We start from the raw sequence: 12,089 nt of genomic DNA on the forward strand, positions 1-12,089 counted from the left end.
ATGCCTCATGTTATACCAGCGATACACACAAACCATTTTTAAATGGGTAAAACAGTCGTACTCTTTACTTCCGAAATAATAAAAAAACTGTTAATCAGTGAGACCTCCGGCAAAACCGATAATTTTTTTTGGTGAAAATGATGGTAACTTTCCATATCAGGCAAAATGATTTTGAGCATATAATCAAAACTTCCGGAGACAAAATTGCATTCTACCACTTCTGGCAAATTCAATATCGCCTGATTAAATGCTTCCGATATATCATAGGTTTGTTTGACGAGTGTCACTTGACAATATACGGTCAAATTCTTTCCCAGTTTCTTTTTATTCAAAATAGAAACATACTTCTCAATAATGCCTTCTTTCTCTAAACGTTTCACGCGATCATGAACTGGAGTGAGCGAAAGATTGATTTGATTGGCAATATCTTTCAAGGTCAAATGTGCATCTTCCTGCAAAAGACGCAAGATTTTTTTATCGGTTTCGTCCAGAATCATAAATTGTCATTTAGGTTATACGGTAATCAGTAGTTTTTTTTTCTTTTTAGAAGTATAAAAAACGATATATCAGAAATATTTAATGCTAAAATACTAAATAAAATGAATATTTTCTTAATTAATCCCCATATAACAAGAATATTTTCTTTTGCATTATTTTTGTAATGCAATTATTCTCAACCCCTTAAACAAACTACTATGATAATCGGAATCCCAAAAGAAATCAAAAACAACGAAAACCGTGTTGCCCTAACTCCAGCAGGTGTTGCTGAATTCAAAAAACACGGACATGAAGTTTACGTACAAGCAACAGCAGGAGAAAACAGCGGTTTCAGCGATAAAGCGTATGCCGAAGCCGGAGCAAAACTATTGCCAACTATTGAAGATGTGTACAGCATCGCCGAAATGATTATCAAAGTAAAAGAGCCTATCGCTTCTGAATATCCGTTGATTAAAAAAGACCAATTACTGTTTACCTATTTTCACTTTGCTTCTTCTGAACCATTAACACACGCTATGATTGAGCGTGGCGCAGTATGTTTAGCTTACGAAACAGTCGAAAAAATAGATCGCAGTTTACCTTTATTAGTACCAATGTCTGAAGTTGCCGGTAGAATGTCTATTCAGGAAGGTGCTAAATATTTAGAAAAACCAATGCAAGGAAAAGGAATCCTTTTAGGCGGAGTTCCAGGAGTTCCTCCTGCAAAAGTAGTCGTGTTAGGTGGTGGAATTGTAGGAACTCAAGCAGCAAAAATGGCTGCTGGATTTGGTGCCAAGGTAACAATTATGGATGTCAGTTTAGCGCGTTTGCGTTACTTGTCTGATATTATGCCAGCGAATGTAACAACAGTAATGTCTAATCATTACAACATCAAAGAAGCTATCGCCGAAGCTGATTTAGTAATTGGAGCTGTTTTAATTCCAGGTGCCAAAGCGCCTCATTTAATCACCCGTGACATGTTGAAATTAATGAGTCCGGGAACTGTAGTTGTTGACGTAGCCGTAGATCAAGGCGGTTGTATCGAAACCTGTACACCAACAACTCACGAAAACCCAACCTTTGTTATTGATGATATTGTTCATTACTGTGTAGCAAATATGCCCGGCGCTGTACCATATACTTCTACTTTGGCCTTGACCAATGCTACTTTACCATATGCCCTGCAATTAGCAGATAAAGGATGGAAAAAAGCCTGTCAAGATAACGAAGAATTGAAAAAAGGACTAAACGTAGCCGATGGTAAAATTGTTTACAGAGGTGTGGCCGAAGCTTGGGGATTGCCCCTTAATGAAGTTGAATCGGTATTGCACGAAACATTAGCAACTGTCTAATAATACCAAACCATAAACAAGCAAGAACCTCAACTTGCCCGTTATAAACAAAAAATCCGTCGCGTTAAACACGACGGATTTTTTTATTTAAACCTTAAATTCGAAACACTTAAATCTGAATCCTTACTCTTTAGGTTTAGTCAAATAATACACCGGAATACCCGTCAGCATAATCAACACTCCCCAACCGCAAGTAGAAAATTTGGTAAACAACAACGAAATACATACTGCCGAAGCAATAATTATATATAAAAACGGAAGGAAAGGATATCCAAACGCTTTATAAGGACGTTCCACATCCGGCATTTTCTTGCGCAGAATAAAAATTCCATAAATAGTCAAAATGTAAAAAATCAAAACAATAATGATTACAAAATCCAATAAATCGCCATATTTTCCTGTCAAACACAAAGCCGAAGCCCAAACACATTGTACCCAAAGCGCCCAAGCCGGAACACTCGCATCATTCAAATTAGCTGCTTTTTTCAAGAACAACCCATCTTTAGCCATCGTATAATAGACTCTCGCACCCGCCATAATCAATCCGTTGTTACAGGCAAAAGTCGAAATCATAATCATCACCGCAATAATAATCGTTCCCATATCGCCAAAAGTATATTGCGAAGCCACCACAGCAACCCGATCTGATTTTGCCGTAGCAATTTCGTCAAGCGGAATCACAGCGAGATACATCAAATTCGTCAACACATAAATAATAGTAACAATAAACGTCCCCAAGAATAAACTCAAGCCCACGTTACGCTTTGGATTCTTGATTTCACCCGCTATAAAAGTCACGCCTACCCAAGCATCACTCGAAAACAAAGAACCCACCATCGCTGCTGAAATTCCCGTAATCAAAGCCGTTCCGCCTATCGGCATCCACGAACCAGTGTTGGTATCAAACGAGCGCGTACTCCAGGCATCAGCCCAGTTTGCATTCCAAACTTCCGCTTTGGCAGCCAATAGAAAGCCAAAAACAATTAAGCCAAACAAAGACAAAATCTTAATCACAGTCAAAACTGTTTGCAAAATTTTACTGTTTTTCACCCCGCGACTGTTCACATACGTCAGCAAAACAATCGTGATAATCGAAACAATTTGAGCCGCATTGAGTTTAAAAGCTCCCAATTCATACAAAATATTCTCATCGCTCAAAGGCGGATATAAATACGCCGCAAATTTAGAAAACCCCACGCCTACCGCAGCAATCGTCCCGGTCTGAATCACCGCAAAGAAACTCCAACCGTACAAAAACGCAATCAGTTTATTATAAGCCTCTTTCAAATACACGTATTGCCCGCCCGCTTTGGGAAACATCGCGCTCAATTCCCCGTAACTTACCGCCGCAATCATCGTAATTAATCCCGAGATAAGCCAAATCAAAGTCAGCCATCCCGCCGACCCCACTTGTCGGGCAATATCTGCACTTACAATAAATATTCCCGAGCCTATCATCGACCCCACCACAAGCATGGTTCCATCGAGTAATCCCAATTCTCTCTTAAAATCTTCTGGTTTGTTATCTTGCATAATTCTTGGTTTTGGTTTTTGGTTGGCTAAAGATATACTTTTTTAGGAAATTTCAGAAATCGATAAAAAAACATATAGCATTTGGGCGTGACCCTCCGTAAAAACTCTGGGTCGGGCTGTACGCTGTATCTTTTTCGTCAGAACCTACCGTAGAATACCAGCACCAATCCAATAGACGAAAAAGGATGCCGCTCCCATCCCTCACGCAAACCCGTAATAACATGGGATGGTTATATATCAAAACTACCTTTTACCACCCATAAAAAAACCTCCTCAATTTCTTGAGAAGGTTTTCATTAGTATTGGTATTTGAAAAATTAATTTTTTACTACTTTTTTAGTTTTATAAAAACCATAAACAGAAGCTAAAACTAATGCTCCGGCAATATAATCATCTATTGGAGCTGGTGGAACATCCTCAACATCATCTCCAAAAGCTGGTCCGTCTTGAGCAAAACTTATATTTATAAAAAATAAAAATAACAAAGTGTATAATAATTTCTGAGTGGTATTATGTATTTTCATAACTTATTTTATTATTAATTTGTCACTGGTTGTTTTTCCTCCGTCAGTTATTTTTACAATATAAGTGCCGGGAGCAAGAGACTTGTTCGGGTTGATTTGATTTGAGGTATCCGATTTTAAAGCAGTCGTATACACTTGTTGCCCAATTATGTTGTAGATGCTTAATTTGGCATTGTTTGAGACATTAGGCATCAAAACATTAAAACGACCTCCTTTTGATGGATTAGGATATAGGGCAAAGTCCGCTTTTACAATATTCCCGGTTCCCAAACCTTTACTCGTAAATGTTACACTAAAACGATCTGAAGCAGAAGTTGCCGCATCACCTGCATCTATAGTGTAAGCATAATTCACAGTCCCCGAAGGAGGAATTGGAGTATAAATATCTAAATGTTTGTCATACAAATAAGCTGTAGCACCATCTAAATTCGTTCCTTTAGCAACAATCGTATAATTCGTTCCTCTGTATTGAGCAATTTTTAACGGAATAATATCGGTATCCACTGCCGTAGTTCTACTCTCAACACTCAATGATTTTCCATCGTTGGTTGTCGAAAACGTTTCATCCAGATTGGTAAACTTACCAGCATCACTACCATCAACAGCATTAGTATAATTCGCTCCAAAAAACACCAATAATCCATCCAATGCAGCTTCATTAGCACGAAGCGCATTACTGTCATACAATGTCAAACGAATGTTTGAAGGATTGGAAGTTGCGATACGAAACACACCTTCATTAGTAGTAGTTGTATATTTGTGACTTTCCTCAAAAGTCAATGAAGCTGTTCCTGCCGAACTGGTTTTAACAAAACAAGCTTGTCCAGGTTGCAAATAATTATTGACCAAAGAACCAGAAATAGTGTTGGTACCATTTGCCAAAATACCGGTAACATAAGCGCCACGAGTACTCATTTTTGGATCCCAAACATAATAAAAATTAGTATTTAGGTTCACTGCACTTGCTAATACCGCTTCCATATCTACAGGAGCTTGGTATGGATTCCCTATAAAATTATAGGCATCGGCAGCCTCATTCAATCCATCTACCAATTTTGAACCTGTAAACAAAGTTCCAATAGAGCGAAGCGTTGTAGTAGTAGGTGTTGGCGTATTCGTTGCCATAGAAATAGTTCGGTCACCACGCACCATCAATCGGTAAGGAACTCCCGCACTAAGCGTGTTTAAATTAGTATTCGTTACGGCATTCCAGCTAGAAGCAGTATTATCAAAAGTAAACAACGATGGACTATTACTCACCGTTACATCAAAACCACCAATTGCACCAGTAGCACCAGTAATATGTGTTCCAAGTCCCGCTGTAGTTCCTCCGTTTTCTTGCCAGTTCGCATAAATAGACGTTGTAGTCGTCACCGGTGATGACACAAAACGATACGCTCTTTTTGCAGGAATATAACGTTCAGCTGTTACATTACCCGACACTGTTGCAGCAATACCTACTGGAGCTACAACAGCTGTTTTAGCAGCCGTACTTTTTAGTGTCAAATTACCATTGGCATTAAGTGTTCCTGCAGTTGCAGTCAACTTTCCTGTTATATCAATTGGACTATTTAGCACACTAGTCGCCGCATTATGATTAACAACCAAGCTATTCAAAGTCATTGTCCCTGAACCGGCATAAGTCACCCCTCCAACAAAAGCAACACTTCCTTCTGTATCGGTATAAGTAGTGTTATTAGTCAATGTTCCAGCGCCAAAAACCAAGTTCACTCCTCCCGAAGGAACCAAATTTGTTCCCGATGAAATGGTATAGGTATTCTGTGCTCTAGCAATAAGGCCAAGCATCAAGAATAAAAATAAGATATATGTTTTTTTCATAATTGTATTTTTTTAATGAATTACTGTTGCCTTAAAAGTAAAACTTTCTCCAAAAAAACCACCTGCATCATATAAATACAGGGTTACGGTATCGTCTGCCGTTACCGCAGCAGAAAAAATTGGAGGATAAGACCCTAAAGGAACTTCAGTTCCTAAATTAATAATTACTGCATCACCCACTAAAGCTCCTACAACAGTGATATTATACTGAGGACTAGTATAAGTAGTAGGAAGCGTAAAAGTACCTGAACCAGTCAAGATACTAACACCACCTCCTCCAGCAGGAGCAGACCAAGTACCATCTCCTCTTAAATAGGTAGTACCATCTGCAGTTCCTGAACCCAATCGGGCAGTTGGAACCGTTCCTGTAGTTAATTTTGAAGCATCAAGAGTAGAGCCTCCGTTTAATAATGCAATCCAACCGGTACCATTGTAGGTATAAAATCCAGTAGAACCATCCGTTTGGTAAATAGTTAATCCCGTTGCAGGACTAGCAATAAGGGCTTTTTGAGCAGCAGTCATTCTAGGCGCTAACAATCCTTTTGACGTACTTTGTACATCCAGTATTGCAGAAGCATCCGCAGCAACTCCTGTTCCGTTAACCGCTAATGACTGCGCATTTGATATATACGTGCAAAAAATAAATACACAAGAGAGTAATAGTTTTTTCATGATTATTTTAATATGTTTTTTTTATTATATCTTAATTAAATTATGCTCCTGGTACTTCATACCAATTTACACCATCCGATATGTATTCTGAAGTTAATAATGCTCCTATATAAACATCATTTCCACTTCCTGTACTACCAAATAATACCCCTGAAACTGTTTTTGCAGTAATAGTATAATTACTAGTCCCACCACCATAATTGTAATAACCAAGTTTAATTCTCGCTCCATTACCTACGATTGTTGGATCAGGCAAATTTAACTGAACAAATATGTTACCGCCGCTAACAGTACTTTGAAGATTAAAAAGAAAATAACCACCCATGTAAGAACTAAGAATTTCTATATCTTGTGTTCCAGGTGTTGTTCTAACATCTACTGTATTTATAGTATAAACTATTTGAGAAGGAGCTCCCCATGATAAATTAGAGCCATCGGTTGTTAAAAACTTACCTGTGTTTCCTGTTTGCGTAGGTAAAGTAGTACCACCTCCAGCAGGAGCAGACCAAGTACCATCGCCTCTTAAATAGGTAGTACCATCAGCAGTTCCTGAACCCAATCGAGCAGTTGGAACCGTTCCCGTAGTTAATTTTGAAGCATCCAAATCAGAGCTACCATTTAATAATGCAATCCAACCAGAACCATTGTAGGTATAAAACCCAGCGGAACCATCCGTTTGGTAAATCGTCAATCCCGTTGCAGGACTAGCAATAAGGCCTTTTTGTGTAGCAGTCATTCTAGGGACTAACAATCCTTTTGACGTACTTTGTACATCCAATATTGCAGAAGCAGCAGCAGCAGCTCCTGTTCCGTTAACCGCTAATGATTGCGCGTTTGTCAAATAAGTGCAAAAAATAAATGCACAAGAGAGTAATAGTTTTTTCATAGGTCAAATTTAATTTAGGGTGATAAAATGAGTGTGTGTGTTTTTGGGGTTTGTGATTTTTATTAAACTTTATTTGATTAATATAAATTTAATAAAAGTTTTATTTTTGTGCAAATATAAGTACGCAAACACTCATACTATTTTAACTTATTCATACTTATTTTTAAGCAATAAATCTTTTTTTTTTACTATTTTACATTCCCTAAACAACAGATAAAAAGTAAACTTTTTTACTTTTTTTTAAAAATCTGCGAATAGCTATAAAATTAATCATTACCCCTTATTTAGAGATTATACAATTTTCTGAACACTCCCGTTTCTTGAGGCTACAGTTCCAATTCTCCGATATACATTCCCGATTCTCCTATGCACATTCACGATACTCACATGCGCATTTAGGATATTGCCATGCACATTCACGATTCTCCTATGCACATTTAGGATATTGCCATACACATTCACGATTCTCCTATGCGCATTTAGGATATTGCCATGCACATTCACGATTCTCCTATGCACATTTAAGATATTGCCATGCACATTCACGATACTCCTATGCATTTTTAGAATTTCCCTCTTTTAAAACATCACAATAAAGAGAACCAATTTTGTTTATTCCCAAATAAAAAAGCAATACTCGTTATCAAAACAAAACATAAACAACTGAAAATTAACTAACAAACCCAAAATTACAATCTCTTTACACCTCCTTCAAAAAGATATTTTACTACCTTTGAATGAGCAATCCCCATGCTTCTTGTTACCTGTTTACACAACCTGCCTGTTTTCAAAAAGTAGATACAATACGTCCTTTTGTAAAATATAATGGTATGAAAAAAAAGATATTCATAGTATTTTTCCAAATTGCAATGCTCTCTTTTGCTTTTAGCCAAGAGGCCAAAGACATTGTCAAAAAAGCAGACGAAAAAGCCAAAGGAAAAACCTCCATCGCCGCTATCACCATTCAAACCATTCGCCCCGGATGGACACGCGAAATGAGTGTAAAAGGATGGACAAAAGGCAATGATTTGACCTTGATTTTGGTTTTGGCTCCAGCCAAAGAAAAAGGCGTCGTCTACCTGAAACGCAAAAAAGAAGTCTGGAACTGGATTCCGGCTATTGAACGCAACATCAAAATGCCCCCTTCCATGATGAGTCAAAGCTGGATGGGAACTGATTTTACCAATGATGATCTGGTCAAAGAAGCCTCCATTCTCGAAGATTACAACCATTCCTTTCTGGAAGATGTCACCATCGACGGAAGAAACTGTTACAAAATCCAGTTGCTGCCCAAACCAAAATCGGCAGTAGTATGGGGCAAAGTCATTATGGCAATAGATAAAAAAGAATTCATGATGCTCCATGTCGAATATTTCGATGAAGACGGCGCTCTCATCAATACCATGCATTGCTCGGATATCAAACTCTTGGGCGACCGCCTCCTTCCCGCCCGAATGGAAATGATTCCTGCAAACAAAAAAGGGAACAAAACCGTATTAATCTACAGCTCTCTGGTTTTTGATACCCCGCTGAACGATTCCTTTTTTAGTACCCAAAACATAACCAAAGTAAAATGATACTCAAATTAATTTGGAGAAACCTTTGGCGCAATAGCCGACGAACGCTAATCACAATGGCTTCAATAGCATTTGCCGTTTTGTTCGCCGTTTTAATGCAGTCCTTACAGAACGGTGTTTTCAATAATCTGATAAAAAATGTGGTGGGTTATTATTCCGGATATGTCCAAATTCACCAAAACGGCTATTGGGACGAGCAAGTATTAGATAACAGCTTTGAACTAAAAAAAACATTAACCAACCAACTGCAACGCAATCCCCACATCAATGAAATAGTTCCCCGACTGGAAACTTTTGTTTTAATTTCTAAAGAAAACACTTCCAAGGGTTGCATACTCGTAGGAACCGATGTCATAAAAGAAGACAAACTGACCCAACTAAAAAACAAATTAATAAAAGGAAGCTATTTTAAAAACGATGAAGAAGCCGTGCTCCTTTCCGAAGGCTTGGCGAAACGGCTCAACGTAACCGTCAACGATACTATTGTGCTTTTTGGGCAGGGTTTTCATGGCGTTATGGCTGCCGGAAAATACAACATAAAAGGAATTATTCATTTGGCGTCCCCAGCTATGAATGATGCATTTGTATACTTGCCATTGGCTGCGACCCAATATTTTTTGAGTGCCGAAAACAGACTCACCTCAGTCTCTTTAGGAATCGACACTCCCGAAAACACAAATACCATTGTGCAAAATCTAAAGCAAAACATCGGGACAAAATATGAAATCATGCCCTGGCAGGAAATGATACCCGATGTTGCCAATCACATCAAAGCCGATGGATTCTCGTTTTATATCTTTTCAGGAATATTGTATCTCATCATTGGATTTGGACTTTTCGGAACGATTCTGATGATGACCGCTGAACGCAAATATGAATTCGGAATGCTCATCGCCATCGGTATGAAAAAATCAAAACTGGAATTGATTTTATTGGGAGAAACAATCCTTATCACTTTGTTTGGAATACTTCTGGGTATTTTGTTCAGTTTACCATTAGTCATTTATCTGAATAAAAATCCAATCCGTTTTGGCGGAGAAATAGCTAAAGCATACGAGCAATTTGGCTTTGAAGCCCTCTTCCCTGCCGATGTCGACCCGAATATTTTTATCAACCAATCACTAATAGTTTTAGCAATGGCTGTAGTTATTGGCTTATACCCTATTTGGCATGTGAACGGTTTAGATCCCGTAAAAGCAATGAAAAAGTAATGTAATATCTGTTATTCTAAACACTAAATAAAACAAAAATGCTAGTAAAAATCGCCAGCAGAAACATTTGGAGAAGCAGGAAACGAAGTCTCATCATTATCACCGCGGTAAGCATTGGTTTATGGGCGGGAATTTTTATGATGGCCTTTTATAACGGAATGATTGAACAGCGCATCAGTTCCGCAATCGCAGACGAACTCTCCCACATTCAGCTGCACCACCCTGAATTCCGAAAAGAATATGAAATAAAATACCTTTTGCCGCAAGGCAAAAAAACACTCAAAACCATTGCCAAAGACAGCCAAATAAAAGCGGCCACAGGTCGCATTATTATAAAAGGAATGATTGCCTCCGCCTCCGGAAGCAGCGGAATAACAATAAATGGAGTGATGCCAAAAGAGGAACAAGCACTAACAAATCTCAATGAAAAAATCATCAAAGGAAACTATTTTGACCCCAAGAAAACAAACCAAATAATCCTGAGTGAAAAGCTCCGCAAAAAACTAAAACTCAACCTCAACAAGAAAACCATTCTGATGTTTCAGGATAAACAAGGCAATCTGGCATCGGGAGCGTTTCGGATTACCGCCATTTATAAAACCATAAACGGGCCTTATGATGACAGTAATGTTTTTGTAAAAATCACCGATATTGATTCGCTCGCCGGGATTCCAAATGAGCTCAATGAAATTGCCGTTCTCCTACAATCCAATCAATTATTGGATGAAGTTCAAAGCAAACTGAACCAAAAATTCCCCAAAACAGAAATAAAAAACTGGATGGAAATTTCACCCGAACTGGGATTAACAATTTCCGTAGGCGACCAAATGGTCTATATTTTTATGGGAATTATTCTGCTGGCTTTGGCTTTTGGAATTATCAATACCATGATGATGGCCGTATTAGAAAGAACTCGGGAAATAGGCATGTTGCTGGCTTTGGGCATGAATAAATTCAAAATATTCATGATGATTGTACTCGAAACTCTTTTTTTGATACTAGTTGGATGCCCATTGGGAATACTGCTGGCCCTTGCCACAATTGCCATCACGCAACAAACCGGAATCGACTTTAGTCAATTTTCCGAAGCCTATTCCAGTTTTGGGTATAGTTCCATTATTTACCCCAGTCTGACGGCAAGACAATTTGGGATTATCATGTTGCTGGTTTTTAGTACCGCACTATTCTCGGCTTTATTCCCAGCCCGAAAAGCGTTGCAATTAAATCCCGCCGAATCTTTAAAAAAATAAATGCCATGAAAGAAACAGTAATAGACGCCCATAATTTATCGAAAATATACGATGAGAAAACCATTCCGGTCTATGCGTTAAATAAAGTACATCTTCATATTTTGCGTGGTGAATTTACAGCTATCAAAGGTCCGTCGGGTTCGGGAAAAACCACTTTGCTGAACATGATTGGCGGTTTAGACATTCCTTCCGAAGGTTTTGTCGAAATCAACGGAACCAATATCACGGAACTTAAAGACAACAAACTGATTGATTTTCGGTTGAACAATATTGGTTTTGTGTTTCAATCCTATAATTTGATTCCGGTGCTTACCGCCAAAGAAAATATAGAATTCATTATGCTGTTGCAAAAGCGCCCCAAACAAGAAACTGACCAACGGGTTTTAGAATTACTGAAACAAATAGGTTTAGAAGACAAAACCAACAAACGCCCAAAGGAATTATCTGGTGGACAACAACAGCGCGTGGCCGTGGCGAGAGCATTGGCACCAAAACCACAATTCATTTTGGCCGACGAACCTACGGCAAACCTCGATTCAGTTTCAGCAGAAAATTTATTGGACATGATGCTCAAACTCAATCAGGAAGAAAACATGACTTTTGTTTTTTCGACACATGATCAAAGAGTCATCAATCGTGCCCGCCGCGTCATCACGCTCGAAGACGGAAAAATTGTTTCCGATACTGCTCCAACCACCGTCGTTCATAAACAAACCGAAAAAAATAAGTTATTGTGAAACTTTACAGCTTCATATTGACCTCAATTCT

Annotated in this window: 12 protein-coding genes; 5 read left to right on the forward strand and 7 right to left on the reverse strand. The window is 38.4% G+C overall.

Translation table 11 applies throughout. The features are described 5' to 3' along the window. Positions 1–38: 38 nt before the first annotated feature. A complete protein-coding gene (locus O6P34_RS00115; protein ID WP_269685338.1) occupies positions 39–497 on the reverse strand; it encodes an Lrp/AsnC family transcriptional regulator in 459 nt (152 codons plus the stop codon). Positions 498–695: 198 nt separating this feature from the next. Here O6P34_RS00115 and ald point away from each other — a divergent pair, with 198 nt between their 5' ends. After that, the gene (gene ald / locus O6P34_RS00120) at positions 696–1,829 is read left to right on the forward strand and encodes an alanine dehydrogenase (RefSeq protein ID WP_269685339.1); all 1,134 of its coding nucleotides are present in this window, start codon (positions 696–698) and stop codon (positions 1,827–1,829) included. A gap of 123 nt (positions 1,830–1,952) precedes the next feature. Here the strand turns inward: ald and O6P34_RS00125 are convergent, their stop codons facing one another. From O6P34_RS00125 to O6P34_RS00150, 6 genes are all read right to left on the reverse strand, one after another. Beyond that, positions 1,953–3,362, reverse strand: a complete 1,410-nt coding sequence (locus O6P34_RS00125; RefSeq protein ID WP_269685340.1) for an APC family permease — start codon at positions 3,360–3,362, stop codon at positions 1,953–1,955. A gap of 317 nt (positions 3,363–3,679) precedes the next feature. Further along, positions 3,680–3,886 (reverse strand): hypothetical protein, encoded by a 207-nt coding sequence (locus O6P34_RS00130; protein ID WP_269685341.1) that lies wholly within the window; start codon positions 3,884–3,886, stop codon positions 3,680–3,682. 3 nt (positions 3,887–3,889) lie between these two features. Then, entirely contained in the window at positions 3,890–5,725 is a 1,836-nt protein-coding gene (locus O6P34_RS00135; RefSeq protein WP_269685342.1) for a T9SS type A sorting domain-containing protein, read from the reverse strand. A 12-nt stretch (positions 5,726–5,737) separates the two neighbouring features. Next, complete coding sequence (locus O6P34_RS00140) at positions 5,738–6,397, reverse strand: phage tail-like protein (protein ID WP_269685343.1); 660 nt, start codon at positions 6,395–6,397, stop codon at positions 5,738–5,740. Between the two features lie 40 nt (positions 6,398–6,437). Then, entirely contained in the window at positions 6,438–7,283 is an 846-nt protein-coding gene (locus O6P34_RS00145; RefSeq protein WP_269685344.1) for a phage tail-like protein, read from the reverse strand. Between the two features lie 291 nt (positions 7,284–7,574). Next, a complete protein-coding gene (locus tag O6P34_RS00150; protein WP_269685345.1) occupies positions 7,575–7,844 on the reverse strand; it encodes a hypothetical protein in 270 nt (89 codons plus the stop codon). Between the two features lie 269 nt (positions 7,845–8,113). Here O6P34_RS00150 and O6P34_RS00155 point away from each other — a divergent pair, with 269 nt between their 5' ends. From O6P34_RS00155 to O6P34_RS00170, 4 genes are read left to right on the forward strand one after another with little or no spacing between them, the layout of a single operon-like run. After that, positions 8,114–8,860 (forward strand): outer membrane lipoprotein-sorting protein, encoded by a 747-nt coding sequence (locus O6P34_RS00155; protein ID WP_269685346.1) that lies wholly within the window; start codon positions 8,114–8,116, stop codon positions 8,858–8,860. Continuing rightward, positions 8,857–10,071, forward strand: a complete 1,215-nt coding sequence (locus O6P34_RS00160; RefSeq protein WP_269685347.1) for an ABC transporter permease — start codon at positions 8,857–8,859, stop codon at positions 10,069–10,071. The genes O6P34_RS00155 and O6P34_RS00160 overlap by 4 nt, the downstream gene beginning before the upstream one ends. 38 nt (positions 10,072–10,109) lie before the next feature. After that, complete coding sequence (locus tag O6P34_RS00165; protein ID WP_269685348.1) at positions 10,110–11,321, forward strand: ABC transporter permease; 1,212 nt, start codon at positions 10,110–10,112, stop codon at positions 11,319–11,321. A gap of 5 nt (positions 11,322–11,326) precedes the next feature. Next, positions 11,327–12,058 carry an ABC transporter ATP-binding protein gene (locus O6P34_RS00170; RefSeq protein ID WP_269685349.1) on the forward strand — a complete coding sequence of 244 codons (732 nt, stop codon included), beginning with the start codon at positions 11,327–11,329 and terminating at the stop codon, positions 12,056–12,058. The last annotated feature ends 31 nt before the right edge of the window (positions 12,059–12,089 follow it).

The organism is Flavobacterium lacustre (assembly GCF_027474525.2).
Taxonomy (GTDB): domain Bacteria; phylum Bacteroidota; class Bacteroidia; order Flavobacteriales; family Flavobacteriaceae; genus Flavobacterium; species Flavobacterium lacustre.

Coding starts and splice junctions, on each gene's coding strand:
- O6P34_RS00140 (WP_269685343.1), bottom strand. CDS start 6,397: ATGAAAAAACTATTACTCTCTTGTGTATTTATTTTTTGCACGTATATA.
- O6P34_RS00155 (WP_269685346.1), top strand. CDS start 8,114: ATGAAAAAAAAGATATTCATAGTATTTTTCCAAATTGCAATGCTCTCT.
- O6P34_RS00125 (WP_269685340.1), bottom strand. CDS start 3,362: ATGCAAGATAACAAACCAGAAGATTTTAAGAGAGAATTGGGATTACTC.
- O6P34_RS00165 (WP_269685348.1), top strand. CDS start 10,110: ATGCTAGTAAAAATCGCCAGCAGAAACATTTGGAGAAGCAGGAAACGA.
- O6P34_RS00130 (WP_269685341.1), bottom strand. CDS start 3,886: ATGAAAATACATAATACCACTCAGAAATTATTATACACTTTGTTATTT.
- O6P34_RS00135 (WP_269685342.1), bottom strand. CDS start 5,725: ATGAAAAAAACATATATCTTATTTTTATTCTTGATGCTTGGCCTTATT.
- O6P34_RS00170 (WP_269685349.1), top strand. CDS start 11,327: ATGAAAGAAACAGTAATAGACGCCCATAATTTATCGAAAATATACGAT.
- O6P34_RS00115 (WP_269685338.1), bottom strand. CDS start 497: ATGATTCTGGACGAAACCGATAAAAAAATCTTGCGTCTTTTGCAGGAA.
- O6P34_RS00145 (WP_269685344.1), bottom strand. CDS start 7,283: ATGAAAAAACTATTACTCTCTTGTGCATTTATTTTTTGCACTTATTTG.
- O6P34_RS00150 (WP_269685345.1), bottom strand. CDS start 7,844: ATGCATAGGAGTATCGTGAATGTGCATGGCAATATCTTAAATGTGCAT.
- O6P34_RS00160 (WP_269685347.1), top strand. CDS start 8,857: ATGATACTCAAATTAATTTGGAGAAACCTTTGGCGCAATAGCCGACGA.
- ald (WP_269685339.1), top strand. CDS start 696: ATGATAATCGGAATCCCAAAAGAAATCAAAAACAACGAAAACCGTGTT.